21 protein-coding genes and 1 pseudogene are annotated in these 25268 nt (G+C 59.5%); 16 read left to right on the top strand and 6 right to left on the bottom strand.

The window, feature by feature from the left end:
• Positions 1 to 331: 331 nt before the first annotated feature.
• Positions 332 to 1834, top strand: coding sequence for a CYTH and CHAD domain-containing protein (locus ILFOPFJJ_RS28290; RefSeq protein ID WP_312032746.1), 1503 nt, complete (start codon positions 332 to 334; stop codon positions 1832 to 1834).
• Between the two features lie 81 nt (positions 1835 to 1915).
• Here ILFOPFJJ_RS28290 and ILFOPFJJ_RS28285 read toward each other — a convergent pair whose 3' ends face one another.
• On the bottom strand, positions 1916 to 2671 hold the full coding sequence (locus ILFOPFJJ_RS28285) for a pentapeptide repeat-containing protein (RefSeq protein WP_173513874.1): 756 nt from the start codon (positions 2669 to 2671) through the stop codon (positions 1916 to 1918).
• A 527-nt stretch (positions 2672 to 3198) separates the two neighbouring features.
• Here ILFOPFJJ_RS28285 and ILFOPFJJ_RS28280 point away from each other — a divergent pair.
• Both ILFOPFJJ_RS28280 and ILFOPFJJ_RS28275 read left to right on the top strand, forming a co-directional pair.
• Complete coding sequence (locus ILFOPFJJ_RS28280) at positions 3199 to 3771, top strand: CYTH domain-containing protein (protein WP_376741463.1); 573 nt, start codon at positions 3199 to 3201, stop codon at positions 3769 to 3771.
• Between the two features lie 371 nt (positions 3772 to 4142).
• Positions 4143 to 4295 (top strand): hypothetical protein, encoded by a 153-nt coding sequence (locus ILFOPFJJ_RS28275; RefSeq protein WP_173513872.1) that lies wholly within the window; start codon positions 4143 to 4145, stop codon positions 4293 to 4295.
• A gap of 54 nt (positions 4296 to 4349) precedes the next feature.
• Here the strand turns inward: ILFOPFJJ_RS28275 and ILFOPFJJ_RS28270 are convergent, their stop codons facing one another.
• Positions 4350 to 4979 carry a Spy/CpxP family protein refolding chaperone gene (locus tag ILFOPFJJ_RS28270; protein ID WP_173513871.1) on the bottom strand — a complete coding sequence of 210 codons (630 nt, stop codon included), beginning with the start codon at positions 4977 to 4979 and terminating at the stop codon, positions 4350 to 4352.
• 330 nt (positions 4980 to 5309) lie between these two features.
• Between ILFOPFJJ_RS28270 and ILFOPFJJ_RS28265 the strand changes: the two genes are divergently transcribed.
• The 7 genes from ILFOPFJJ_RS28265 to ILFOPFJJ_RS28235 all read left to right on the top strand — a co-directional run bounded on the left by ILFOPFJJ_RS28265 (position 5310) and on the right by ILFOPFJJ_RS28235 (position 11488).
• Positions 5310 to 5927 (top strand): glucoamylase family protein, encoded by a 618-nt coding sequence (locus ILFOPFJJ_RS28265; protein ID WP_173513870.1) that lies wholly within the window; start codon positions 5310 to 5312, stop codon positions 5925 to 5927.
• A gap of 196 nt (positions 5928 to 6123) precedes the next feature.
• Entirely contained in the window at positions 6124 to 7950 is a 1827-nt protein-coding gene (locus tag ILFOPFJJ_RS28260) for a copper-transporting P-type ATPase (protein ID WP_246299853.1), read from the top strand.
• Positions 7947 to 8156, top strand: a complete 210-nt coding sequence (locus tag ILFOPFJJ_RS28255; protein WP_173513868.1) for a DUF2933 domain-containing protein — start codon at positions 7947 to 7949, stop codon at positions 8154 to 8156. The genes ILFOPFJJ_RS28260 and ILFOPFJJ_RS28255 overlap by 4 nt, the downstream gene beginning before the upstream one ends.
• 127 nt (positions 8157 to 8283) lie before the next feature.
• The gene (locus ILFOPFJJ_RS35270) at positions 8284 to 8511 is read left to right on the top strand and encodes a hypothetical protein (RefSeq protein WP_246299851.1); all 228 of its coding nucleotides are present in this window, start codon (positions 8284 to 8286) and stop codon (positions 8509 to 8511) included.
• Positions 8512 to 8588: 77 nt separating this feature from the next.
• Positions 8589 to 9959 carry an adenylate/guanylate cyclase domain-containing protein gene (locus ILFOPFJJ_RS28245; RefSeq protein ID WP_173513943.1) on the top strand — a complete coding sequence of 457 codons (1371 nt, stop codon included), beginning with the start codon at positions 8589 to 8591 and terminating at the stop codon, positions 9957 to 9959.
• A 405-nt stretch (positions 9960 to 10364) separates the two neighbouring features.
• A complete protein-coding gene (locus ILFOPFJJ_RS28240) occupies positions 10365 to 10730 on the top strand; it encodes a hypothetical protein (RefSeq protein ID WP_246299849.1) in 366 nt (121 codons plus the stop codon).
• A 131-nt stretch (positions 10731 to 10861) separates the two neighbouring features.
• Entirely contained in the window at positions 10862 to 11488 is a 627-nt protein-coding gene (locus tag ILFOPFJJ_RS28235; RefSeq protein WP_173513867.1) for a DUF6448 family protein, read from the top strand.
• Between the two features lie 355 nt (positions 11489 to 11843).
• On the opposite strand, the gene ILFOPFJJ_RS28230 is transcribed toward ILFOPFJJ_RS28235, so the two are convergent.
• Positions 11844 to 12848 (bottom strand): Rossmann-fold NAD(P)-binding domain-containing protein, encoded by a 1005-nt coding sequence (locus ILFOPFJJ_RS28230; protein ID WP_173513866.1) that lies wholly within the window; start codon positions 12846 to 12848, stop codon positions 11844 to 11846.
• A 307-nt stretch (positions 12849 to 13155) separates the two neighbouring features.
• Here ILFOPFJJ_RS28230 and ILFOPFJJ_RS28225 point away from each other — a divergent pair, with 307 nt between their 5' ends.
• The gene (locus ILFOPFJJ_RS28225; protein WP_173513865.1) at positions 13156 to 13599 is read left to right on the top strand and encodes a hypothetical protein; all 444 of its coding nucleotides are present in this window, start codon (positions 13156 to 13158) and stop codon (positions 13597 to 13599) included.
• 47 nt (positions 13600 to 13646) lie between these two features.
• Here the strand turns inward: ILFOPFJJ_RS28225 and ILFOPFJJ_RS28220 are convergent, their stop codons facing one another.
• Positions 13647 to 14387: a response regulator gene (locus ILFOPFJJ_RS28220; protein ID WP_173513864.1), complete on the bottom strand. Its 741-nt coding sequence runs from the start codon at positions 14385 to 14387 to the stop codon at positions 13647 to 13649.
• Positions 14388 to 14573: 186 nt separating this feature from the next.
• Here ILFOPFJJ_RS28220 and ILFOPFJJ_RS28215 point away from each other — a divergent pair, with 186 nt between their 5' ends.
• Positions 14574 to 15278: a Crp/Fnr family transcriptional regulator gene (locus ILFOPFJJ_RS28215; RefSeq protein WP_246299882.1), complete on the top strand. Its 705-nt coding sequence runs from the start codon at positions 14574 to 14576 to the stop codon at positions 15276 to 15278.
• Between the two features lie 16 nt (positions 15279 to 15294).
• Positions 15295 to 17172, top strand: coding sequence for a hybrid sensor histidine kinase/response regulator (locus ILFOPFJJ_RS28210; RefSeq protein ID WP_173513862.1), 1878 nt, complete (start codon positions 15295 to 15297; stop codon positions 17170 to 17172).
• A 30-nt stretch (positions 17173 to 17202) separates the two neighbouring features.
• Here the strand turns inward: ILFOPFJJ_RS28210 and mgtA are convergent, their stop codons facing one another.
• Complete coding sequence (mgtA, locus tag ILFOPFJJ_RS28205; RefSeq protein WP_173513861.1) at positions 17203 to 19827, bottom strand: magnesium-translocating P-type ATPase; 2625 nt, start codon at positions 19825 to 19827, stop codon at positions 17203 to 17205.
• Positions 19828 to 20010: 183 nt separating this feature from the next.
• Between mgtA and ILFOPFJJ_RS28200 the strand changes: the two are divergent.
• From ILFOPFJJ_RS28200 to ILFOPFJJ_RS28190, 3 genes and pseudogenes are all read left to right on the top strand, one after another.
• Positions 20011 to 22705, top strand: a pseudogene (locus ILFOPFJJ_RS28200) (bifunctional acetate--CoA ligase family protein/GNAT family N-acetyltransferase).
• Positions 22706 to 22780: 75 nt separating this feature from the next.
• Entirely contained in the window at positions 22781 to 23608 is an 828-nt protein-coding gene (locus ILFOPFJJ_RS28195) for a universal stress protein (RefSeq protein WP_173513860.1), read from the top strand.
• Positions 23609 to 23792: 184 nt separating this feature from the next.
• Entirely contained in the window at positions 23793 to 24626 is an 834-nt protein-coding gene (locus tag ILFOPFJJ_RS28190) for a universal stress protein (protein ID WP_173513859.1), read from the top strand.
• A 58-nt stretch (positions 24627 to 24684) separates the two neighbouring features.
• On the opposite strand, the gene ILFOPFJJ_RS28185 is transcribed toward ILFOPFJJ_RS28190, so the two are convergent.
• Positions 24685 to 25140 carry a pyridoxamine 5'-phosphate oxidase family protein gene (locus ILFOPFJJ_RS28185; protein ID WP_173513858.1) on the bottom strand — a complete coding sequence of 152 codons (456 nt, stop codon included), beginning with the start codon at positions 25138 to 25140 and terminating at the stop codon, positions 24685 to 24687.
• Between the last annotated feature and the right edge of the window lie 128 nt (positions 25141 to 25268).

Below are 25268 nucleotides of genomic sequence, written 5' to 3'. Positions count from 1 at the left end.
CATCCGATTCTAAGGGAACGCCCAGCCTTCGAAGCAATGCGACGTCAACCTGACACGCAGTCGAAGCAGAATAAGAAAAACGGTACTTTCAGCATTGATTAGCCTCAAAGTTCCAATTCCGCTGCGGCTGTATGTTACCTGGGTTTAAAGAGGAGCGATGCGGATAAAGGACACGACAGCGCATCTCACCTTGAGGTAAATAAGCTGGTGCAATGAGGGCATCCTGAAAAAGGTCCAGCAGGAAAGCTTATGCGCTTGTCGCGCATGGACGGAGAAAGGTTGCCTGCGTGAGGTTCGTGGCGCGATAGAATTTCTGTCGGCCGTATGAACAATGAGAGCGCAACGCTCAATCAGGTTACGACGAAGTGCTGCCGCGGAGGTGCTCATGCAAGAGACGGAACTTAATCTCGAGCTTTCACAGGCGGGGGCAGAGACGCTGCTGAAGACTAATCCGTTCGGAACCTCGCCCACGGTCCTTCAGCAAACATCCACCTATTTCGACACGCTTGGCCGGGATTTGTCCAAGCGCGGTTTGTCGCTGCGCATCAGGCAATCGGGAAATGAACGGGTGCAGACCGTAAAAGCTGGCGACGGAACCGCCGCCGGACCGTTCATCCGCGACGAATGGGAGCGGCCGGTCACCGGCGACAAGCCAGTCCTCGACGATCCACAGATTGGCGCCCTGCTTGCGGGTGCCGCGCCGCGACTGGTACCCCTATTCGAGGTACAAGTCCGACGGCATCGTTGGAACGTCACCTCAAGCGAGGCCACGGTTGAAGTCAGCCTGGACCTCGGGAAGATCGTGGCGGCCGATCGGGAATCACCCGTCTGTGAGATCGAGCTGGAAAAGAAGGCAGGCACGCCGGCCGCGCTGTTCGAGCTCGCACGAAAGGTCGACCTGGTCGCCCCCGCTCGTCTCGGCGTCTTAAGCAAGGCAGAGCGCGGCTATCGGCTCCTTGGGCCGGCGCCAGGCGCTGTCAAGGCGAAGCCGGCACCGCTTACGCCTCATATGAGCGCCGCAACGGCCTTCGTACAAATTGCCGCCGAGTCTCTCAAGCAGTTTCGTTTGAACGAAATGGCGCTGACTTGGTCACGTGACGCGGAAGTCCTGCATCAGGCTCGCGTGTCGCTGCGACGACTGCGCTCGCTTTTCTCCATCTGTAAGCCCCTGTTGCTAGACAGCAGATTCGATCGCTTTCGTGAAGAATTGCGCTGGCTGGCCGCAGAGACAGGGCGGGCGCGCAACATCGACGTCATGCTTAGTCGAGCGACGAATGAAGAGCTAATAGCCCGCCTGCAAGCGGCCCGCGAGGACGCTTACCGAGCGCTTAATACGTCCTTATCCTCCGTGCGCGTCCGATCCCTTATGATTGATCTTGTCGAATGGTTTTCCATTGACGACCGGAGAGCAGATACATCATCCAAGGTCGTTCACGCGGAACTCGTCAGGGATTTCGCCTCCGTGGCGCTGAATCGACTTCGGAAGAAAGTAGTAAAGGGCGGCCGCAACCTCATCGACGCGGATGACGAGGCCCGGCACAGGTTGCGCATCGCCGCCAAAAAACTGCGCTACGCGGCGGAGTTCTTTGAACTGCTTTACTTGAGCAAGACCCAAGTCAAGCGCCATCACCGCTTCACCACTGTGCTGGCAGGTCTTCAGGACCAACTTGGAAATCTCAATGACCTCGCCGTTGCCAGCGATATGTTTTCCGAGCTCGGACTGTCCGGTGCGGTCGGGACGGAGGATCTGTTCGGCATGGATGAGAAGGCAAGGCTACTGCGCCGAGCCGCCAAGGCGCACGATGCCTTTGCCAACACCAAGCGCTTCTGGTGATTCTGCTGAGAAGCAGATGCTATTATTTCATTTCGCAAGCGCAGGCACGGGCCATTCGAGATGTCCTGCAGTATTTGTTCCTTAATCGAATTCACAAGGCCACCTTGCTGGGACGGCAAGTCCAGGTGGAAGTTTGGTCGCAGCATCGCCGCAGGTCTGATCGACCTGCGCCTGCTGCAGGCCAGTTGCGGCCGAGAGGTCCACTCCCTCAATCCTGGTCAAAAAGAGGATTGATCCGTCTAACGCAATCGCCCCCTCGATGTAAGCGCCGCTGAAGTCGGCGCGTGAAAGGTTGGCACGCGAAAACCGGGTGCCTTTCAGTTTCGCTCCGTGGAACGTGGCCCGCCCGAGTTCGGCCTTCTCAAAATTCGCGTCCGTCAGGCGCGCCTGGCTGAAGTCCGCGCGCTGCAGTTCAGCATTGACAAAGGAGGCGCCTTTCGCGGAGATGCCCGCGAAATTTGCCCGGTGCGCTTCGACCTGGGCAAAGTTCGCTTTTTCAGCACTTGCACCAACGAGTGAGGCGCGGACTAGTTTCGCCTTCTCGAGGTTAGCCGATTTGAGATTAGCGCGGCGCAGATCGGTGAGGGTGAAGTTGGTCTTGAAGAGATTGGCGCTTTCGAGGTCAGCTTCGCTGAGCATAAGGCGGCTCTTCCTGCACTCGCTCCAGTCCAGCCCTGGCGCAGGAGAGTTCTTGCAATGCTCGGCGGCCGCCGGATCCGCCCACGCCAGGGCAAGAACTGCGCCAAACAGGGCGGGAAAGACGGATGTGGAGGCTCTATGTACGGTAGCGACGTTTGCGGTGCCGTCGTCGAAACAGTTCAGAATTTCATCACCCATTCGCATATCGTCTTACCAGAGCGTGCATTTAGGTCCGGACCGGTGCGCGCCGACAAGGGGAGCCGATCCATGAGGCTCTTGCAAAGTACCGGAAATCTCATCGGGACAATTTGACCCGCGTCAATCTTGCGGAGCCCTTCTTCCTCCTCGTCAGCAACCGATGGATTTTCCGATCTGGCAACGTGTAGCCATGCGAAGTCTTGGAGCCGTGTAATAGGGGCTGCCTTTCGCAACGTTGCGCCGGCCCCAGGAGCCCCGATGTCGAGCCACGCCGAGCATGTGTATGGCGCTTGGCCTAGGTTTTGGGTACCTCGAGCGAGGAGGAAAGGTGCGTGTCCAGGAACTGACTTTGTTGCAAATCAATTTCGGTGCGCTCGCCATTCCATAGAATGGCGTCTTCTGGCGCCCCGGTGTCGGTTTCCTTCTGCAGAGATACGACAGCATCGACGAATACAAGGACGTTACGCCAGTCATGTCACGAGAATGAACCTTGGCAGCGGCAGCTAGCCGATCGCCTTGGTCGGGCGATGCTGCATCATGATCCGCGAGAGGTTAAAATGAGGGTTGAGATTGAGCGAAAATTCCACGTCTTGGACGATCGTTGGCGGAAACACGCCTCCAGAGCTTCTGAAATTAGGCAAGCTTACATTGTGAGTACGAGAAACCGCGTGGTTCGCGTCAGGACCGTAAACGCGGTTCGGGCAACACTGGCCCTCAAGATCCGGATCGGCCCTGCGAGACGTGAAGAGTACGAGTACGAAATCCCCTATGCTGACGCGATAGGATTGTTCGAGCACGCTCTGGGCGTAGTCGAGAAGACTCGTTACGAGGTGGATTATCAAGGCCATTGCTGGGAAATCGACGTCTACACCGGTCTGCACCGCGGCCTTGTCATCGCGGAGGTCGAACTCCGAAATGCAGACGAGGATCCGCCACGCCCGATATGGCTAGGACCGGAAATAACGGGAAACCGCTCCTATTCGAACCGAGCGTTGGCAATGAATACGCGCCGGATCGAGGGAGGTAGCCTGAACACGCACAGTCAAATTCGAGAAGCGAAGAAAGTCGCTCGCTCCACAGCTTATGAACCTATCAAATAGCTGGCGGCGCTTCTTGCGGCGAATTGATCCGTCAATACGCACTTTGATCGATAATGATGCGCCCCCTGACCCGAACAGAATAATGCTCGATCGCCTGAAGATTGCATTTTGTGTCGCTTGCCATCGATTCCGCAGGGTGTAGTCTCAATTTGAGCGGTGCTTGGTCAGCGGCGATGTGTGAAGCGATCGGATGTGAGCCGACGCACAGGGGCTTTCAGGCGATGCTGACGCGTCTCGCTTTCGTTGCGCGTAGGTGTGTCCCTCTCATTCTTGCCGTTATGGCCGCCATCGGCGTTTCAATGGACGGTTCATATGCCGGGCATGCAGCGCCAACGCGTGGAAATAGTGCTTGGACAGGCGATCTCGACGGTATGGAGAAGCGCCGTTTGATCCGCATCCTTGTTCCCTTCAGCAAGACGATCCACTTCATCGATCGAGGTGAGCAGTTGGGAACGGCGGTCGAGACCGGAAACGCGGAGGTCGATGCGGGTGTTGGTTTCTATGCCTTCAGCATCCGCTCCTAGAACTCGTGCCTTAGGTAGTCATAACGCTGCTCATCGAAGTGGCTGCCCTGCCACCTACATCATTCCCATCATTGGAGGTAGGAGAAGCTTGTCGGCCATCTGCTTCTGCGTTCCATCCAGCGCCTGATAGAGAGGAACGAGGGATGCCTTCAGCTTGCGCACGCTTTCGAGGCGCCTGGCGAGAGCGCTTTCCCGGAGCTCGATACGCTGCAATGGAGTCGCCGCCGTTCTACCCGGCCCGCCCATTGCGCCCGGCATCTGCATCATACCATTCTGCGCGCCGCCGGCATTGGTACGCAGCGCCTCGGCAAATGCATTCCAAACAGACTCCTGCTCGGGCGTTATCTTAAGCTCTGTCTTCAAGAACGCGATCCGGCCCTCGATATGTTCAGGGGCCATCATCTGGGCCATCGCCCACCCCATGCCGCCCTGTCCCGTCGGGCCTTGTCCTGCGGCCATCATGCCCATGGGATCCCGGCCACCGCCCATCATTCCGCTCATCATGTCACCTGACATCATGCCATACGGCGTCACGGCGCTCGAACTCGCGGCGGGTGCTTGAATTTGCGCGTCTCCGCTCCCTTGGCCGGCCGTGGCCTGGGGATGGTGTGCGTCTTCGGCAAAGGCAGGCATGCCAACCAGGACAAGTGCACTCGTAAGCAGCATAGTTCGCAAGGTCGCCATTTCTCACCTCCCGACATTTGTCTGAATGGGTAGCCGCCAATCAGCGATTATCCCGCATCATTTCGAAAATATCGCTGCGGCAACAAATCTACCTTGATGCGGATCAAGCTGCGCCGATCACAGCCGTCTGGTCAGGAACTGACACCAGGGGAACCATCATGGCCGCGGACCTTTTGCTCCGCTCTGAAGCGCAGAAACGCCATCCGGGCAACCGGAGCGACAAGGTCATCGGTGCCGAGCATAAGCGCTTCACAGCTCCCGATGCGGTATACTGCGAAATCCATCGCGTCACGATTTCTCCACGATGCAATTTCGCGGCAGGAGCCGAACATGGAAGCAGCCAGGTCTACGGATGACCTTCGCCAACTTCAGCGGGAGGCGTTCGACTACTTTCTCAAGGAAGTGAACCCCGCCAACGGTCTGATCCTCGACAAGACGGCCGAGAACTGGCCATCGAGCATCGCCGCGACAGGTCTCGCCCTCGCCTGCTACCCCGTCGCCGTGGAGAACGGACTGATGAGCCGCTCAGGCGCCGTCGCGCGAACGTTAGCCACGCTTCGTTTCTTCTCATCCAGCCCTCAGGGACCGGAGCCTGATGCCACCGGGTACAAAGGTTTTTACTATCATTTCCTTGACATGGCATCCGGGCGTCGCGCCTGGCAATGCGAGCTGTCGACGATCGATAGCGCCCTGCTCCTGGCCGGGGCCCTGTCGGCTGCGGCGTACTTCGACTTGGCGGACGCTCGCGAACGGGAAATTAGCGAGATCGCGACCCCCTATGGCTGGTGGGTGTCGCCCTGGCACTTCGGACTCAATCAGGGACCGATCGTGCTGATGATCGAGAACCATTGGAGCGGCCTGTTGTGGCGGTTGATGCGGACCTGCCCCTATGTGCTGACGGGATTGCGGCGCGCCGGCTTCGACGGCGGTTGGCTGGAAGTTAAATGATCGGTCACTGCGAAAGGAATGCGGGATAACGTCGTCGGTTGCGTTGACGAAGATCAAGGCACGCGTGGTGAACTCGCCCCAATGTGCTTGAACCAGCGCCAAGGCCTCGCGCGAACCGTTTTGGGGGCAACATTGCCGTAAAGCATCTGGCTTCATCTTTGCTGGATGAGCGAGTCCTTTCATGGAGCTCTTCGCCATGAGTGAGCACGAGAACCGTCACGAGCACCATCATCAGCATCATCATGCAAGCGAGAACGTCACTGCGGCAAGCGGCCGGAACGTCCGCAAGGAAGATCGTGACGAGGTAATCTACACCTGCCCGATGCACCCGCAGGTGCGTCAGATCGGTCCCGGCAACTGCCGGATCTGCGGCATGGCCCTCGAACCCGAAGTCGTGACCGCCGAAACGGGTCCCAGCCCAGAGCTGGTCGACATGCGACGGAGGTTCTGGATCGGACTGGCGCTCACCGTACCCGTTCTGATCCTAGAAATGGGAGGCCACCTTTTCGATCTGCATATGATGGTCAGCCCTCAGACCTCGAACTGGCTGCAACTCGTCTTCGCAACGCCTGTCGTGCTCTGGGCAGGCGCTCCCTTCGTCGAGCGGGCTTGGCGGTCCCTCGTCACGCGACACCTGAACATGTTCACCCTGATCGCCATGGGCACGGGCGTCGCCTTGGTCTACAGCGTGGTCGCCACCGCCGATGAATCGAGGATCACCGGGCAATCGATGCCGGTCACCAAGGTGGTCGGCGCGAAGCTGATCGGTGGCACGATGAACAAGACGGGCGGCTTCGTCATGGAAGCGGGCAAGGTCGGCCGCGACACCATGCTATCGCAGATCGTCCGCATGGTCGCCGAAGCCCAACCGTCTCGCGCTCCCATCCAACGCCTGGCCGACGAAGTCTCTGGCTGGTTCGTTCCCGCTGTCATTCTGATCGCCATCGTCGCCTTCGCCACGTGGATGGCTGTCGGGCCGGAACCCCGCTTCACCCATGGACTGGTAGCCGCAGTGGCGGTGCTGATCATCGCCCGCCCCTGTGCGCTCGGCCTCGCCACCCCGATGTCGATCATGGTTGGCGTCGGCAAGACGGGGACCCTGACCCAGGGCAAGCCGAAGGTCACCTCGATTGTCGCGTCGGACGGCACTCCGGAGGAGGCCCTCCTGCGATTGGCAGCTACCTTGGAGCGTTCGAGCGAGCATCCGTTGGCGACCGCCATTGTCGAGGCCGAAAATGAGCGCGGAATGGTACTCGGGAAGGCGGAAGATTTTGACAGCCCGGTTGGCAAGGGTGTGACCGGTCTCGTTGATGACCGCAGGATGATTATCGGCAGCCACCAGGTCATGTCCGAGGAAGGGGTGGACGTCTCCGCCCTCTCGCAAAAGGCGGAGGAGCTGCGCGGCGAAGGAGCGACGGTCATCTTCGCGTCCATCGACGGTCGTCTCGGCGGGTTGTTCGCGATCTCCGACCCGATCAAGGGGACGACACCCACCGCCGTCGAGGCGCTGATCAAGGACGGCGTGCGCGTGCTCATGCTCACCGGGGACAACAAGACCACCGCCAATGCGGTCGCCCGCAAGCTTGGGATCAGCGAGGTCGAGGCGGAAGTCCTGCCCGAGCATAAGAGCGAGATCGTCGCTCGTCTGCGCAATGAGGGCAGGATCGTTGCCATGGCGGGCGACGGCGTGAACGATGCTCCTGCCCTTGCCGCCGCTGACGTCGGCATCGCGATGGGCACCGGAACCGATGTGGCAATCGAGAGTGCTGGCGTGACGCCGCTGAAGGGCGACCTGCAGGGGGTTGTACGGGCGCGGCAGCTCAGTCACGCGACGATGCGGAACATCCGGCAGAATCTGTTCTTCGCCTTCATCTACAACGCCGCTGGCGTCCCGGTTGCGGCTGGCGTGCTCTACCCCGCCCTCGGACTTCTACTGTCGCTGATCATCGCCGCCGCCGCCATAGCGCTCTCGTCGGTCAGCGTGATCGGCAATTCGCTCAGATTGAGGAGTGCCCGGATATGACCTGGGATCGCAGATGGACACTGTTTGCCGCTTCGCTCACGGTAATTGCCGCGTTCTTCGTCCTTCGTGAGCACTGGCAGCATGCGTTGGGTCTCGCATCCTACCTGCTGTTGCTTGCCTGCCCGCTGATGCATCTCTTCCATGGCCACGGTCGACATCGCCATGGCGCTGGCGACCATCGCACGAAGACGGACGACCCAACATGACCTACGCCTACGCAGCACAAGCCACTGCGGACGTCCCGACGCCCGCACAGGTGCTGTTCGCCTATCTCGACGACCAGGCGAACCTTGGCTCGCACGTGCAGAAGCCGTCGATGATGATGCTCGGCGAGTGGAGGTCATCGAGCATCAGCCGCCATGCCGCAAAGTGTTGGAGACGCGTGGGCAACCGAAGCTCCTCGTCATCGGCGCCTACCGAATGGGATTCGAGATCCGCCCTTCTGGGGAGGCTTCGCGACTGCGCGTGTTCATCGATTTTGATTATCCGGCAACGTTCGCGGGCAAGCTCCTTGGCCCGCTGTTCGGCACGATCTACCCCGCTGGTACGTCAACCGGATAGCTTTGCCGAGGTATTGGCGAGCAGTCCTCATCGGCCTCGCCGACGGGGTGAAGCCTATTAGGAGAGGAGGTTTGTTTATGGGATTTTTTCAACTTAATGCCCATCGATCCGACGCAAGCCGCTCGGCCCTCGCCAGAACCCCTGTCGAAAAGCTGTTCTGGGAATCGGAGAGCGAGGCCGAATACACGATCGGTTGGGTAAGGATCACGTTGGGCATTGCCCTGTTTGCGAGTGGTCTCCTGGTCTCTTCTGGGACGACTGAGCTCACCCAAGAGAACAACCTAAACCAACTTCGCGCCGCGGCGTTGATCACGGTATTCGCCTTTTTGGCCCTCGGCATCACATCGTTTCTCCTAGTTGTCAGCGGCAGGTTCAGGCCCTGGATGGCATTCGTCCTCGTTACCGGCGATGCAGCAATTCTTGGCGTCAGCCTCTATTTTGCCCTGCACGGCATTGGCTTAGCGGGCAATTGGGTCGCGGCCCTACCGACGATCTGGGCTGTACCCCTCCTCCTTGCGGTCGGCGCGCTTCGATATCGACCGCTCGTGCAAATATGGGCCACCACGGCAACAATGATCGCTGTAGTCGGGGTCGCTTCCGTGCTTGGCTTTCGCTTGTCTCCGTCTGGCATTGAGACCCCGCCAATCGGCGCATTGGGAGAAAGTGTCGGCCGCCTCTTTTCACTACCTGCTTATCTTATGCGGGCCGTCATGCTGATGCTCATCGGCCTCACGACGGCATTCGCAATGGCGCGCTCTCGGCGCCTTCTCGTGCGCGAGGTCAGTGAGACAGCCAGAAGAGCAAACCTGGCTCGCTTCCTGCCAGCCGAGATTGCGCCATTGGTGGGGGAGAATGATGTAGCTACCTGGCGCCAGGGCCGACGCCAGCAGGGCACTGTCCTGTTCATCGATATACGGGGGTTCACGGCTTATGCCGAGAAATTAGACCCTGGGAGGCTGTCCATCTTCATCTCGTCCTTTCGGCGACGCGTCATGCGTGCAACTGAGGCATTTGGTGGTGTGATCGACAAGTTTATCGGCGATGGCGCTCTTGTTGTGTTTGGCATTCCAGAACCCCAAAGTGATGATTGCGCTCGCGCCATAGCCTGCGCTCACCGGCTTCTCGCACTTATGGATCAGTGGAACATTAAACGCGGATTCGATCCGCCTGTCCGGGTCGGAATCGGCATCCACAGCGGTGAGCTGTATTACGGGCTGGTCGGTGACGACCAACGACTTGAGTTCACAGTGCTTGGCGACACTGTCAATGTGGCTGCCAAGATTGAACAGGCTACTAAGCGGTTCGATACCGCCCTGCTAGCTTCAGAGACCGTGGTATTGCGGGCACGGCAGCAATGCTCGTGGGAGGCGGTTTGCCGAGAACCATTGGGAGGGCGTGGCGAGCATGTGGCGGTCTTTGCCTACACAGGGACCAAGCCAGCCGGGTAACGCGCAAAGGACGTGCCGAGCCAGTCGGACACAGGAGCAGACCTTTCCCGTGAGCTTCACCATGCCTGGCTGTCGTCACGCAAGCGGTCGGCTCCCATGGCCGCAAGGAAAACCGGCCGCGATCTTGGCCTAGTTTCGATCAGCGTATCTGTTTTCCATAACGCAAGCTTTTCAGGAAATCGGGCGGCCCGTTGATTACTTCAGCGGGAAGACCCGCCTTGGCGAGGAGCTTCTAGGCAATTGCGGCTCTCAAAAGCCGCGGCGACTAGCCGAACGGTGGCAGACGATTCCTATCGAAGCGTCAGCCGGATTGATCTGTATCAAATGACGAACTCAAAGGTGTGCGACACTGCATCTTCAGGTGCCATTGCCGGATGCTGCGCTCCCCCCTGAAAGGAGCAATCGATGGAATTTCCGATCCCCGAATCTCTAAAAGTCGAGCATGCCAAACTTCACGCGGAGTTGGCTGACGCGACGAAGGCGGGCGGTCGCGTAGGCGAAGCCGCGAAAGAAGTCGCAATGCGTCTGCATCCGCCGCATTTCGTGCGGGAGGAGGAGTTCACATTACCTCCGCTTTGTTTGCTCGCACCCTTGGCGACGGGCAATGTAGTGCCGGGCATGGCCGATGTTCTCACGCTGACAGATAGACTTGAGGCCGAGTTGCCGGAAATGCTGAGCGAGCACAAGCAGATCGTCGTGGCACTTGGCGACCTCGTGGCTGCGGCGAAGGCCAAAAACGTTCCGGATATACAATCTTCGCGGAGAAACTGATGTTGCACGCCCGCACCGACGAGGAAGTCCTCTATTCGCTGCGCTCCTGGTCGGCCGCTATGTAAAGCTCGTGCTCGGAAGGTGGCTCCCCCGCTAAACCTGCTGTCAGCAATCAACCAGAGGAGCATCGAATGTCAAAAATGCTCGCAACTGTTGTTATCTTGCTTGGAGTGGCGCTTATTCCAATCAGCGCTCGGGCCCATTGCGACGCCGCAGACGGTCCGGTGGCCACGGCCGCGGTTCGGGCACTTGATCGCGGAAACGTCAATCTCATACTCCCATTTGCGCCTGCTCCGGCCGAGCCTGAGTTGCGCTCGGCCTTTGAGCAGTCGCTCAACGTGCGCAAGCAGGGACCCGATGCCAAGGCATTGGCTGATCGCTACTTCATGGAAACCGCAGTGCGGCTCCACCGTGCTGGGGAGGGAGCGCCTTACACCGGGTTAAAACCGGCCGGTACCGATTTCGGCCCAGCAATCCCAGCCGCCGAAGAGGCGCTCGAGACCGGGAAGCCGGATGCGCTGACCGCCCTCATGAGTGAGGAGGTCAGCCACGGAATCGCGCAAAGATACCGCGAGGCCAGGGCTCACCGCGCGGTTACGAGGGAGCCAACTGCCCAGGCCGACGTTGCCAAGGCCCGTGCCCGAGTAAGCGCCGAACTCGCTTTCATAGGCTATGTCGAGGGCATCCATCTCGCCGCGAAGGGCGGAATGCACGTTGAAGCAGCGCCTACCCAGGATCACCACCAGGGTACGGAATGAGGGATCTCTGCGGAGTGTTCCGCCTCCACCTGTATCGGTGGGCAAGCTGACGACCTCGCTCCGTAACGCCGAGCGTCGGTTATGGCCACTGCCATCCTGCGACGCTGTTTTCTGCTCGGCTCGCTTGAGTTCGTCGCGTTGGCTGGGATGCAGCAGGCGCACCTGGAGTGCGGCGGCCAGGCTGTACTCGGCACTGGCGCCTGCTCAGGGCCTGTGGCCGGAAGGGGTGTCGATAGTTGCCATGCAGCTCATCCGGTCGCGAGCGCCAGTGGCCCTCTTTTGGATCCCCTCCCGCCCGCGAACGCAGCCTATGGGCGGGCACGCCTCAGCGATGCCGTTCTCAACAGTCTCGATCTCATACAGCAGACTTCCGGTTTTCAATTGTGGCCACGAAAACGGCCTTGACCGCATGCATGCGGTTTTCCGCCTGGTCGAAGACGACGGAAGCGTTCGATTCAAAGATCGCGTCAGAGACTTCCATGCAGTCGAGCCCGAACTCCTTGGCGACGCGTGCTCCTGTCCTTGAGCTCCTGTCGTGGAAGGCAGGCAAGCAATGCATGACCTTGCAATACGGATTGTCGGTCGCTTCCAGGACATTTGCCCTGACGCCGAAAGGCGCCAGCAGCCTGATGCGCTCGGCCCAGCCCGCCTCATGTTCTCCCAGCCACGACGCCGTGTAGACGAAGTCTGCACCCAACACCCCAACGCCGACATGCTCCAGGACCGAGAACTTCCCGCCATTCTTCCGCGCTTCCGAGGTAACGCGGTCGACGAAGGGCGGAGCCGGCCAGAATATCGGCGGCGAGACGATCCTAAAATCCATCGCGAGCTTGGACGCTCCTGTGGCGAGCGACTTGGCGATAGGACTGCGGCCGTCGCCCATAAAGGCGACCGTGATGTCCGACAGCTCTTTTTTGGCGGCCTCCCGCATCGTGAGAAAATCTGCCAATGCCTGGATCGGACAGGATTCGTCGGTGGATCCATTGTAGACCGGCACCTGGGCGTATGCCGCCAGCTCCTCCACGGTGGTTTGGGCGTGGCCGCAATATTCGATAGCGTCATAGATTCTGCCGAGCGCACGGGCCGAGTCCTTGGTCGATCCGCACTGTGGCCCCGCGTCGAGTCTCAGGCTGATGACGCGTGCGCCCTGATCATAGGCTGCAACTTCGGATCCGAAGAAAGTGCCGATCTGATCCGCCTCGCTGACAAGCGCGATGTTCTTACCGCTGAGCCGGGGGATTTCATTATCGCTTCGCTTGTCAGCCTTCAACTCGGCGGCGCGCTGCAACAGAAATCCGATCTCCTCTGAAGTGAATTCGTCGAGGGTCAGGAGGCTACGGCCTTGAAGACTGATGGACATCGCATGCCCCGTCGGTTCAGGTAGTGGATTGGAATACGGCGAAGTCGCGAGCATTGCTCCCGCTCGAAGGCTCTTCAACTGAACTGAACAACAGATGCGAGCCGCAGGCTTTGACCCTCATCAAATTTGCGGCGCTTCCACGTTTTTGACGAACATCAACGACTGCGCCTGCTGCTTCCCGGAAACTGTTCGCTGGCCCGTGGATGCGCAGAAAGCTGCATCGGTCCGCGGCGCTGAATCATGGCAGTCTTCCTCAATGCTCGCAGCGGAACCAGGGCATCAGGTCGGCATTCTATTGGAGAGCAACATGGCCGTTGCCTATCTCATCGGTCCGATCAAGTGCCATCAAGTCGATAAGACCTATAAGCTGATCGAGGCTGTTGGCTATCATGTCAATTTGCAGGTTTGGCGTGATTTCTGCGAGGCGGCCTTCGCACGGAACTGGCCGTCGCCGTATGTCGAAGAAGTTATAACTGCAGAAAATCCGCTCGGATATATAGCGGGCGTCTGCATCATGCGCCGGACGCACGATAAAATCTACGGCAACGTCCTCGGCGTGCCGGTCTTTATCGTGGCGAGTGCTGCGGATTCGCGTGGTGTGTCCAGGTCGCTGTTGAACTACCTTTTGGCGATTGCTCGCAACAGACATTGCGGGTTCATTCGCGTCGCCGCTCTCCAACCGACCAATTGGCCGGGATCGACAGATATTTGCGGGCGAAACGGCGGCGGGATCCTCATCCCTGTTCAGTAAGTCGTTCTTGGCGCAAGGCCATTTAGGCGCTGCATGGCGAAATGGCTCTAGCTGTCTTGCCGCGTCGTCCTTGCACTGAAGACATAACCGACGCCTCTCACCGATTTGATCAAAGCGGGGCGGCTGGGGTCATGCTCGATCTTCCGCCTCAGCCGAGCGATCTGCGCGTCAATGGTGCGGTCGAAGGCGTCGAGATCCCGGCCCCTCGTCAGATCCATAAGCAGTTCGCGTTGAAGGACGCGACCCGCGTGCTTCACGAGCACGCAAAGCATGTCGAATTCGCCGGTCGTCAGCAGGATCTCGCTCCCATCAACTGACAGGAGTTGGCGGCGAGGAACGTCGAGGCGCAGTCCCTCGAAGCAGTAGATTTCTAACGTCGGGTCGACGGCGTCGTACGTCGGCCGAGGTTGCCGGCGACGAAGAACAACCCTGACGCGCGCCAATACCTCGCGAAGATGGAAAGGTTTCGCAACGTAGTCGTCGGCACCCACCTCCAGCCCGACCACCCTGTCGACGACGTCATTGCGACCGGTCAGCATGATGATCGGAACGTCCGAGCGCGCGCGTAGATCGCGCGCAAGTGCCAACCCGTCCTCGCCAGGCAGCATCAGGTCGAGCAGAATGATGTCGATTGAATGTTTGTCGAGGCACTCGCGCATCTCCTGTCCGTCGCCCGCGAGACTGACGCGATATCCTTCCTCTTCGAAGTACCGCGAAAGCATCTGCCGGATCCTCGAGTCGTCATCGACGACCAGGATGTGCTCGGGCAAGATCCGCACACTCCCCATTAAACCACCCCGAACGGCGCCGTTTTGCCCGGAGCGCCGTTACACTTTGTTACAATATCGTACCAATTTTTGCACGCGTGTCGTCATGAAATGACGGCTTAGCGTTCAACTCTTGTCGTTAGAAAGGAGGGAGGAGACGTCATGAGCGTTCACGTCTTAGCGATGCCGGATGGTCGCGCAATTGCGATGGATTCGCGGACCCCGTCGGCAGCAGACCTTTGCTCACTTTTCAGCCGACAGCCGCTCGAAAGGTTCGAGCCCGGTGAGGCAATATTCTGGGAGAGTGACGAGGCCACGCATGTTTTCGAAGTCGCGGATGGAATGCTGCGAGCGCTTCGTCTGCTCGGCGACGGCCGCCGTATTATAGTTGGCTTCTTGGGCCCCGGAGATCTCCTCGGTGTGTCGCTCAAGGAGCGTTATCTTTATACAGTCGAGGCAATCTCCCCCGTGCAACTTCGTCGCTTCCCTCGAGGCCGGTTCGAGGACGAAGTGGCACGCAATTCACACTTGCAGGAGCAACTCGTCTCCAAGCTGCGCGATGAGATGACCGCCGCGCAGGATCAAACCGTCTTGCTTTCGCGCAGGAGCGCCGACGAGAAGCTTGCCAACTTCTTGCTGATGATGAGGCAGAGGGGGAACTCAGAGCACCGTTCGATTATTGAGCTCCCCATGACAAGGCTCGATATCGCGAATTATTTGGGAATGACGATCGAGACGGTATCTCGCACTATAACAAAACTCGCGAACAGCGGTATCATTGAAGGAGCGGGTCGGCGCTCGATCAAGATCTTGAAGATGGAAACGCTTCGACTGCTGGCGGAGGGCGACGAAAGCGAGCGATGGATGCCCTCTCTCGTCCGCGCAGTGACACATGCATCCGTCAACGCATGAAAGGCGACAGCGCGAGATGGAGCAACGGGACGCGAACTTCGTCAATGCTCTCGACGACGCCAACGTGATTGTCCACGGGCTCGACGGAATCATTACGCATTGGAGCAACGGCTGCGAAGCGCTCTACGGCTGGTCACGCGCTGAGGCGAAGGGCAAGGTTGTTCATGATCTCCTATCCACTACCTTCCCTCAGCCGCTCGAGCAAATTCGCGACCACTTGCGCTCTCATGGCACGTGGTCGGGCGAGCTGGTGCAAAGGCACAGCAATGGAAGCCCCGTATTTGTCGCGAGCCGATGGGTAGATACCGCGTCTGCCGGGCACCTCGTAATCGTGCAAACTGACAGCGACATTACAAATCTCAAGCGTGCTCAGGCCGATCTGGCGGCGCGAGAGGCACATCTTCGCTCGATTCTCGACACGGTTCCCGAGGCGATGGTCGTAATTGATGAAAGAGGGTCGATCAGTTCCTTCAGCGCAGCAGCGGAACGCCTCTTCGGACACGCCGAAAGCGATGTCGTTGGCCACAACGTCAAGGTCCTGATGCCCTCCCCCCACCGCGATGCGCATGACCAATACCTGAACAACTACCTGCGCACGGGCGAACGGCGCATCATCGGGATTGGAAGGGTCGTCACCGGGCTACGAAAGGACGGTACAACGTTCCCAATGGAGCTCTCAGTCGGGGAAGCGATGACCAATGGCCGCCGCATATTCACCGGTTTCATTCGGGATCTCACCAGCCGACAACGCATCGAGGAAGAACTCAGGCAAGCGCAGAAGATGGAGGCCGTCGGGCAACTGACCGGGGGCTTGGCGCATGATTTCAACAATCTGTTGACTGTGATCACCGGCAATCTGGAGATGATCGAGACCCGGCTGGAAGACGAGAGGCTCAGGGAACTCTTGCGCGAAGCGCAGGCGGCGGCTGACGATGGGGCAAAGTTGACGGCACAATTGCTCGCATTCGGCCGGCGTCAGCCTCTAACGCCGAAGCTCGTTGACGTTGGAGAACTCGTCTCTAGCTTTTCGAAGCTTCTGACCAGAACGCTGGGCGAGACGATAGAATTATCGACCGTCGTGAAGGGCAGCAGCAATCTCGCGCTGATCGACGTTTCCCAACTTCAAAACACTCTCCTGAACCTGGGGCTGAACGCGCGCGACGCAATGCCGAATGGTGGCCGAGCAACCATCGAGATTTCGACTACGGCCCTCGATCGTGACTACGCCCAGATGTACCCGGAGGTCCGAATGGGACACTATGTTCTGGTTGCCGTCACCGACACCGGCGTAGGGATGACAGAAGACATCAAGCGTCGCGCCTTCGAGCCCTTCTTCACAACGAAAGGCACCGGTGCGGGGACAGGACTTGGCCTCAGCATGGTCTACGGCTTCGTCAAGCAATCTGGCGGGCATGTTCAGCTCTACAGTGAGCCTGACCGCGGCACGAGCGTGCGCCTCTTTCTGCCGGCCGCGCGGGGAGAAAGCCAGTCGGCACAAATTGGCGTAGATGAAACTGCCTACCCGGAGCCCATTCCGAGAGGCCATGAGACGATCCTTGTCGTGGAGGACGATGAACGCGTGCGCCGAGTCGTTGTCTCGCGACTGCGCGACGCCGGATACACCGTCATCGAGGCGGAAGCCGGCGCGCAGGCACTTCAACTGCTTGAGGCGCATCCGGAGGTCTCCCTCGTTTTCACGGACATGATTATGCCAGGCAGAATGAATGGCGACGAATTGGGCCGGCACGTGCGCGCCCTCAGACCCGATGTGAAGATGCTGTTCACGTCCGGCTATGCCGAACCGGGCGCCGCCGGCAGGGCGGCAGGGAGTTGGCTGCAAAAACCCTACACCGCCAGCGAGTTGGCGTTGCGGCTGCGAGAGCTGCTCGATTGACGTGCGAGGTGGCGGCCGACAGGCGGCGCGTCAAGCCGATCCCGATTTATTCAGAGCTCTTCTTCGAGCATGAGCTGCAGGAGAATACGATCGTTCATGCGCTCGCCTGTCCCACCGAACGAACCGCAGCTTGGTGAATTCGGAAGACAGCAGATACATCATCGTGATCAGCAGCAGACCTGCCATGATCGGCCAAGGCAACGGCACGAACCCGAAATACTCCGCAAAAGGCGCATAGGGAAGTGCCACGGCCACGATCGCGGTTGTCAGCGTCAAAAAGGATAACAGTCCGCCCGGCCTGCTCCGCCAGAAGAAGGACCGTGTGCGCACGATCAGCACGATGGCCAGCTCGGTAAGAAGGGACTCGACGAACCAGGCGGTCTGGAAAGTCGCCGGAGCCGCGTTAACCAGCAGAACAAGGCCAGCAAAGGTGACCAAGTCGAATAGCGAGCTTATCAGTCCGAAGCTCACCATGAATCGGCGTACATAGCGAATATCCCAGCGGCGGGGGTTACGCGTTTCCTCGCGATCGACCTTGTCGCCTGCGATGGCGAGCGCCGGCACATCAGACAAGAGATTGTTGAGAAGGATCTGTTTGGCGAGCAGGGGCAGGAACGGCAGAAACATGGAGGCGAAGGCCATGCTGATCATGTTGCCGAAATTAGCGCTGGTCGTAATGGAGATGTATTTCATCGTGTTCGCAAAGGACCTTCGGCCGTCATCGATGCCGCGAAGAAGGACATTCAGGTCGCGCTTCAACAGCACGATATCCGCCGCTTCCCTCGCGACATCGACGGCGCCATCGACGGAGATGCCGACATCGGCTTCATGCAATGCGGGCGCGTCGTTGATCCCGTCTCCGAGATAACCGACTACGTGACCTGCGCGGCGCAGGGCCTCGATTACCCGTTCCTTCTGGTTCGGGTCGATTTCAACGAAGAGATCGGTCTCGGGAGCCCGCGCGAACAGCGAATCCATTGTCATCTTCGACAATTCTGCGCCCGTGAGAACACGCGACGCTCTCAGGCCGATGGTGTCCGCCAGATGAACGGCGACATGACGGTTGTCTCCCGTGACCATCTTCAAGCCGATGCCGCGTTTCGCGAGCGCTTTAAGGCTTTCGCTGATACCTGGCTTCGGTGGATCGAGAAATAGCAGGAACCCGGCGAAGCTCAGGCCTTCTTCATCTTGCCTGCCGTATGCTTGCAACGGCGCCGACGTGCGAACAGCCAGGCCGAGCACTCGGAAACCTTTGGCGCTCCAACAGCGAAACTTCTCCTCGATCGCCTCCCTCGCCACACCCGTGAAAGGTTCGGGCGCCTCCCCGTTCAGCATGGAAGAACAAACCGCGAGCACGTTTTCAACCGCACCCTTGCAAATCAACAGATCGCCGTCGGGACCGCCATCCTTCCGGACGATGACCGAAAGCCGCTTTCGCACGAAGTCATAGGGAATCTCGTCCACCTTCGAGTAAAGACGCGAAGAAGGCGGCGCCTCGTCCGCGGCAACGATCGCTTCATCGAGCGGGTTCTGCAGCCCCGTTTGCATCGATGCATTCAAACCCGCCCACAGATAAACCTTCGACGAAGGGCTTCCATTGACGTCAAGGCAGGCGTCCAGCCGCACGACCCCTTCGGTGAGCGTCCCTGTCTTGTCGGTACACAACAGGTTCATGCTGCCGAGATTCTCGATTGCCTCGAGACGCCGGACGAGCACGCCGCTTTGCGCCATCGCCCGCGCTCCACGCGCGAGCGTGATACTTATGATCGCCGGCAGGAGTTCGGGACTGAGCCCGACGGCGAGTGCGATAGAGAACAGCAGAGAATCGATCGGCTCGCGATGTAGGAGCAAGTTGGCAAAGAAGACGAGGATCACGATCACCAGCATGATCTCGGTCATAAGGTAGCCGAACTGGCGAATCCCGCGCGCGAATTCGGTCTCTGGACTGCGCCGTCCGATCGCCGCGGCAATCGCCGCGAATTCAGTTGCGCCGCCTGTTCTGATTGCCATGACCTTCGCGGTTCCGCTGCGAACCGAGGTGCCCGTAAAGACCGAGTTCAGTCTCCGCGACAAGGGGGTTCCAGGGTCGACCGTTCCTGGATACTTGGCGACAGGAAAAGCTTCGCCCGTGAGGGCTGCTTCGCTGACGTTGAAGTCCCGTGCTTCAAGTATGACGCCGTCCGCAGGCACCAGGTTGCCCGCAGAAAGCTGAATAATATCCCCAGGCACCACATCCAACGCCGGGATCATTTTTGCCGCTCCATCTCTCAGCACCGTCGCCTTTTGGGCGATGCGCTTGCGAAGCGCCTCCACGGCTCGCGACGCCCGGTGTTCCTGCATGAAGCTCAGCGCGCAGCTTAAGAGAACAATCAGAATGATGATGACCGCATCGTTTCGTTCACCCACGACGACCGACATGCCAGCCGCGAATACAAGGATAAGAACGAGCGGGCTGCGGAACTGCCTGATCAGAACGGAAAGCGCAGGAAATCTGTCCCCGCGTGTTACGGAATTGCGGCCGTACCGCGATAGGCGCTCATGAGCCTCCCTGCTGCTCAGGCCTGTCGCGCGCGTACCATACTCGGCGATCAGGTCAGCGGCCGGGGCGGCCCAGTATGGGCTCCCTCCCCCCGAATTGGGCGATAACACTGTCATCGAATCCATTCCTGCCGGCGCTCGGAGTAGGCCGATACTGACGAGAATGTCACCGCCGCCAACGCGAACGCATTGAGGAAGGTCAATTTGCAAAGTGCGGACAGCTTCGCATTGAGCGCGATCAACGCGCCTTCGAGACAGCGCGATATTCTCTGTCGCGAAGATCGGAGATGAGGCCATGGCATACGCAACCTTCATCACGCCATCGCTCCGAAGTCGGTTGCAATTCTCGGCGCCTCGAACCGAGCCGGGTCGCTTGGCCGCGTGGTCGTGGAGAACGTGCTCGCGGCCGAATTCGAGGGCGATATCTGGCCGGTAAATCCCAAACATGTCGAGGTTTCCGGCCTCCACTGCTACCGCCGAGTAGCAGATGTTCCGGGTGTTCCTGATCTAGCCATCATTGTGACTCCACCACGGACTGTGCCGGCTCTGATCCATGAGTTGGGCACGAAGGGAACGCGCGCCGCGGTGGTCATCACGGCGGATCTCGACGCTGATCATGGACTGAAACAAGCGATGCTCGACGCCGCGAGACCATTTCTGCTTCGCATCATCGGACCCAACACGGTGGGTCTCATCGTTCCTTCCGCGAAACTGAATGCGAGCTTCGCGCATTTGGCGGCACCGCATGGCGGAATAGCACTGCTTTCGCAATCCGGGGCGATCGCGACTTCGTTGATCGACTGGGCGGCGGAGAACAATGTCGGCTTCTCTAAGATCATTTCTCTCGGTGACATGGCTGACGCCGACGCTGGCGATTTTCTCGACCTGCTTGCCGGAGATCCCGAAACGCGGGCGATCGTTATGTATCTCGAGACGATCCCCAATCCCCGGAAGTTCCTCTCGGCAGCCCGAGCAGCGGCGCGAGTAAAGCCGATCATCGCAATCAAGGCGGGCCGTCATGCCGAGGCGGCCAAAGCGGCGGCCACGCATACTGGCGCGCTTTCAGGGGCCGATCGGGTGGTCGACGCCGCTCTGCGCCGTGCCGGTATCTTGAGAATTGACGGCCTCGGCGAACTGTTTGACGCGACCGAGACCATCGCGCGTTTTCCTCCTCTTGAGCGCAGCCGTGTCGCAATCGTCACCAATGGTGGCGGAGCCGGGGTCCTCGCAGTGGATCGACTGGTCGACTTCGGGTGCGAGCTCGCGGAGCTTTCGCCAGAGACCACTCGCGCACTCGACCGGATTTTGCCCGCCAATTGGTCGCATGCTAATCCCGTTGATATAATCGGAGATGCCCCACCCGAGCGCTACAAGACGACGGTCGAGATCATCGTTCAGGACGCGGGAGTGGACATTCTGATCGTCATGAATTGCCCGACCGGCCTTGCCTCGCCCGTTGATGCCGCTCAAGCGGTCGGGCTCCCTTGCGCGGGCCGGGACAATCTCAGACAAGCCCGTTCTGACATGCTGGTTGGGCGGCCTGACCGCTCGCGACGGTCGTCATGTGCTTCAAGATGCCGGACTGGCAAGTTACGAGACGCCATCGGATGTGGCCCTGGCTGCTTCCTGTCTCGCCAGATGGTCGAAAGCGCAGGAGTCGCTGGTCCGTGTACCCCCGAGCCAAAGCGACGAAGTGCCTCATCAGCGGGGCTTCGTGCAATCCATTTTCCGGAAAGTGGCGACCGAAGGTCGCCGGATGCTCACTGAACCGGAGGCCAAGGCGGTGATCGCAGCCTACGGCATTCCCGTCCCTCAAACCGTGATCGCAAGGTCAGCGGAGGAGGCGGAAGCCGCGGCCCGCTCGCTGCTTGCGAGCGTACCGAAGGTGGTGGTCAAGCTGATATCGAAGTCGATCACACACAAATCCGATGTGGACGGCGTCGCCCTTGACATCCGGACTCCCCTCGCCGGTCGGCAAGCTGCCGAGAGCATTACCGCGCGGCTCAAGATGTATGACCCAGCCGCCGTGGTCGACGGCTTTGCCGTTCAGCCGATGATCGAACGCAGACATGCGTGGGAACTGGTTCTGGGCATCACCCGAGATCCGATCTTTGGTCCGGTTATTCTCTTTGGCTCGGGGGGCGTCTCCGTGGAAGTGGTCGCAGACACCGCGGTGGCGCTTCCGCCGCTTGATGCCGTGCTCGCAGGCAACTTGATCGACCAGACGCGGGTCGGGAAGCTCCTCGCAGGTTTTCGCAACGAGCCGGCCGCGGACAGGGCAGCGATCTGCAAAGCACTTAAGGCGCTATCACAAATCATCGTCGATTTGCCCTGTGTGCTTTCGATGGATATTAACCCGCTGGTCGCCAGCGCCGAGGGCGTCATCGCCCTTGACGCACGCATCGAAATTGATCCGCAGGCCGTCGCGCGCCCCGGTCCCAATCGCGATCTCGCAATCCGCCCATATCCAAGCGATTGGGAAAAGCAGGTCGCGCTCACCGACCGGCTTTACCATCTGCGGCCAATCACACCGGCAGACGCAGCGCTCTATCCGGATTTTCTGGCAAAGACGTCCTCGACGGACATCCGATTTCGTTTCCTGTCATCGCGCAAGCACTTCCAGGACCAGATGCTGATTAGGCTCACGCAGATCGACTATGAACGCGAGATGGCTTTCGTCGCTCTCGACAATCAAAGCGGCGCGCTCGCCGGGATTGCCAGGCTTTACGCGGATCCCGATCACGAGGTCGCGGAATATGGCTTGCTGGTCAGGACCGACCTGCAGGGTCACGGTCTTGGCTGGGCTCTCCTCACCCATCTCAGGGACTATGCTGCGGCCGATGGTCTGCAACGCATCGAAGGGCTCGTTCTGAGTGATAATGCGAAAATGCTCAGAATGTGCCGGGAGTTTGGATTTGCGATTTCGTCGCATCCGGCCGATTCAACCCTGAGGATTGCGACACTGGCGCTGCAGCCTCAGGCGGGAACTTCTTGACCGGGATCAATGTGGCGGTCCCCATCTGGCCTAGATTGGCTTTCAGAATTCCAAAGCGTCTGGGGGACCAGAGCAATGACCTACAAGTCAGTTCTTCAAGTGCTCGATGCAAACCAGTTTGAAACGGACCTTACAGAGGCGGCAGATCTCTGCGCCGCCGCCAACGCTCATCTCTCGGTCCTCCTGGTGAAGGTCGCGGCTCCGCTTCAGTTCGGGGACGATGCGGGCCTCTCGGTCGCGTGCCTGGACATACGGATGGGCGAGATCGAACAGCTCGACAGGGCCGTCGTGGCGGCGCGAACGACGCTCAAGGACCTCGGAATATCGTTCGACGTCGCCGGCGAGTACACCGAGACTGCATGGGACAACGACCTCATTGGAGAGCGGGCACGCTACGCTGACGTTACATTGATCGGAACCAGCATGGATCCGGCATTGCGGACGCGCTCCATCGAAGGTGTGCTTTTCTATTCGGCGCGCCCGGTCCTGCTTGCGGCCCACGGCCAATCGATGACGTTGCTTCCGAAGAGGATTGTGCTGGCGTGGAACTCAAGTTTTGAATGCACGAGGGCGGCCCGCGAAGCGCTCGACATGATGAGAAACGCCGACAGCGTAAACGTCGTTTTGGTTGACCCGACGGCGGCGTCCCGCAACAACGGCGACGAACCTGGCGCGGACATTGCGACTTATCTTGCCCGCCACGGCATAAAGGTGACCGTTGATCGGCTTCCCAGCGCCGGACGCCGGGTCGAGGAGGTTCTCAACCGGCTTGCAGTTGATACCTCCGCCGACCTGATCGTGATGGGCGCATACGGTCACACACGTCTTCGCGAGAAGGTATTCGGTGGCGTTACCAAGGCGATGATCGAGGCACCCATCGTGCCGGTGTTGATGGTCCGCTGACATCACTCAGGCCACCTCGAAACTGGGCGCCGCTTTGTGCGGCGCTCAGTTCGAGTATGCGATAGCGCCGCACCCGGCAATTCAACTCCAAGGAATGCGGGAGCTTCTTGATGGCGATCAATGTAGCCGCCGCCACGTAGAGTACATTGCTCAAGAAACTGCCGATGCTTTGGAGGAGAATGCAATGACCTACAAGACGATTCTCTTGGTAATCGACGTTGACCGCCATGAGAACGATCTGACAGCGGCGGCGGATCTCTGCACAGCCGCCAATGCCCATCTCTCGGTTCTCCTGGTCAAGCTCGCCGCTCCACCTCCTGTCGGAGAGTTTGCGGCAATGTCGGTCGCCTGGCTCGACGAGCGGGCGCGGGACAAGGAGCAACTGGATAAGGCGGTGGACGAAGCGCGCGCCACTTTGAACGATCTCGGTATCTCATTCGACGCCAACGGCATGTACTCCGAGATGGCACGGGCCGACGACGATGTTGGGGAGCGTGCACGCTACGCCGACATTACACTGATCGGTGCCAGCCTGAAGATGGATTCGCCGTTGCGCGCGCGTGCCATAGACGGCGCGCTCTTCTATTCGGCGCGACCGGTTCTGCTCGCAACCAATCGCCAATCCATCACCTTGCGTCCGAAAAAGATCCTTCTCGCATGGAACTCGACCATGGAAGCCGCGAGAGCGGCTCGCGAAGCGTTGGAAATGATGGAGAGCGCGGAGGAAGTGAACGTCGTGCTGGTCGACCCGAGCGCAGCTTCGGCCAAAAACGGCGAAGAACCAGGCGCTGACATTGCCACCTACCTTGCCCGCCATGGCATTAAAGTGATCGTCGATCGGCTTCCGAGCGCCGGACGCCGGGTCGAGGAGGTCCTCAGCCAGCATGCTATTGACACCTCTGCCGATCTGATCGTGATGGGCGCATATGGACATACACGTCTTCGCGAGAGAGTATTCGGTGGTGTTACCAAGGCGATGATCGAGGCGCCCATTGTACCGGTGCTGATGTTGCATTGAGCATTCCGCTACACAGAATTGAAGGCGCCGCTTTCATAAGGCGCCTTCTTCTTTAGCGTCATACTTCACCTTGGAAGGCGCCTCTGCCGGTCATTTCGTCAATATCGACGCAGAAGAAGACATGCGGCGAAGCCGCTGCTATCTCCGGTTGGTGCGGCTTCAGCCCGCCCGGCTCCCACCAGTTTGGCCGCGTCGCGAGAAGCGACCAGCCATGCATGCACTCTCTCTGCCATCGTCCTTCCGGTGACAGTTCCTGGTAGCGGCCGAATACAAGGACGCTTTTCCACCGCCGCTCACCTGAAAACTCTTCGACTTGAAGGCACACATGCGGATTCGCGCGCATCCAATCGATCTTCTTGCCGGGCATGGAAAAGCAATAAAGGCAGTTGCCCGCAAAGGCATAAGTGATGGGCACGATATACGGCCTGCCCTCATTACAACAGGCAAGACGAGCAAGGTGGCCGGCCTGAACCACGCTGTTGCATTCGTGACGGGACAATTCCTTGATAAACATGATCTCCCCTCCTTAAGAGGTTGACCTCCGAGTTTAGATTAAATCTGCAGAGAGCGGTTGTGCCTTGATGTCCCTCAAAGACCGATAGCCGGGAATGGCCAATACTTGAGCCAGTGTTTGCCGGCTTT

This window comes from Sinorhizobium psoraleae (genome assembly GCF_013283645.1).
In the GTDB taxonomy this organism is placed as follows: Bacteria; Pseudomonadota; Alphaproteobacteria; order Rhizobiales; family Rhizobiaceae; genus Sinorhizobium; species Sinorhizobium psoraleae.
Note: the sequence above shows the minus strand (reverse complement) of the source record. Positions and strands in the feature narration are given on the sequence as shown.

Bases quoted from the DNA above. Each gene is read 5' to 3' on its own strand.
- ILFOPFJJ_RS28215 (WP_246299882.1), top strand. From the start codon at position 14,574: ATGGATTCGCGGACCCCGTCGGCAGCAGACCTTTGCTCACTTTTCAGC.
- ILFOPFJJ_RS28265 (WP_173513870.1), top strand. From the start codon at position 5,310: ATGGAAGCAGCCAGGTCTACGGATGACCTTCGCCAACTTCAGCGGGAG.
- ILFOPFJJ_RS28285 (WP_173513874.1), bottom strand. From the start codon at position 2,671: ATGGGTGATGAAATTCTGAACTGTTTCGACGACGGCACCGCAAACGTC.
- ILFOPFJJ_RS28235 (WP_173513867.1), top strand. From the start codon at position 10,862: ATGTCAAAAATGCTCGCAACTGTTGTTATCTTGCTTGGAGTGGCGCTT.
- mgtA (WP_173513861.1), bottom strand. From the start codon at position 19,827: ATGACAGTGTTATCGCCCAATTCGGGGGGAGGGAGCCCATACTGGGCC.
- ILFOPFJJ_RS28270 (WP_173513871.1), bottom strand. From the start codon at position 4,979: ATGGCGACCTTGCGAACTATGCTGCTTACGAGTGCACTTGTCCTGGTT.
- ILFOPFJJ_RS28190 (WP_173513859.1), top strand. From the start codon at position 23,793: ATGACCTACAAGACGATTCTCTTGGTAATCGACGTTGACCGCCATGAG.
- ILFOPFJJ_RS28195 (WP_173513860.1), top strand. From the start codon at position 22,781: ATGACCTACAAGTCAGTTCTTCAAGTGCTCGATGCAAACCAGTTTGAA.
- ILFOPFJJ_RS28245 (WP_173513943.1), top strand. From the start codon at position 8,589: ATGGGATTTTTTCAACTTAATGCCCATCGATCCGACGCAAGCCGCTCG.
- ILFOPFJJ_RS28260 (WP_246299853.1), top strand. From the start codon at position 6,124: ATGAGTGAGCACGAGAACCGTCACGAGCACCATCATCAGCATCATCAT.
- ILFOPFJJ_RS28255 (WP_173513868.1), top strand. From the start codon at position 7,947: ATGACCTGGGATCGCAGATGGACACTGTTTGCCGCTTCGCTCACGGTA.
- ILFOPFJJ_RS28290 (WP_312032746.1), top strand. From the start codon at position 332: ATGAGAGCGCAACGCTCAATCAGGTTACGACGAAGTGCTGCCGCGGAG.
- ILFOPFJJ_RS28210 (WP_173513862.1), top strand. From the start codon at position 15,295: ATGGAGCAACGGGACGCGAACTTCGTCAATGCTCTCGACGACGCCAAC.
- ILFOPFJJ_RS28220 (WP_173513864.1), bottom strand. From the start codon at position 14,387: ATGGGGAGTGTGCGGATCTTGCCCGAGCACATCCTGGTCGTCGATGAC.
- ILFOPFJJ_RS28230 (WP_173513866.1), bottom strand. From the start codon at position 12,848: ATGTCCATCAGTCTTCAAGGCCGTAGCCTCCTGACCCTCGACGAATTC.
- ILFOPFJJ_RS28185 (WP_173513858.1), bottom strand. From the start codon at position 25,140: ATGTTTATCAAGGAATTGTCCCGTCACGAATGCAACAGCGTGGTTCAG.
- ILFOPFJJ_RS28280 (WP_376741463.1), top strand. From the start codon at position 3,199: ATGCTGCATCATGATCCGCGAGAGGTTAAAATGAGGGTTGAGATTGAG.
- ILFOPFJJ_RS28275 (WP_173513872.1), top strand. From the start codon at position 4,143: ATGGAGAAGCGCCGTTTGATCCGCATCCTTGTTCCCTTCAGCAAGACG.
- ILFOPFJJ_RS28240 (WP_246299849.1), top strand. From the start codon at position 10,365: ATGGAATTTCCGATCCCCGAATCTCTAAAAGTCGAGCATGCCAAACTT.
- ILFOPFJJ_RS28225 (WP_173513865.1), top strand. From the start codon at position 13,156: ATGGCCGTTGCCTATCTCATCGGTCCGATCAAGTGCCATCAAGTCGAT.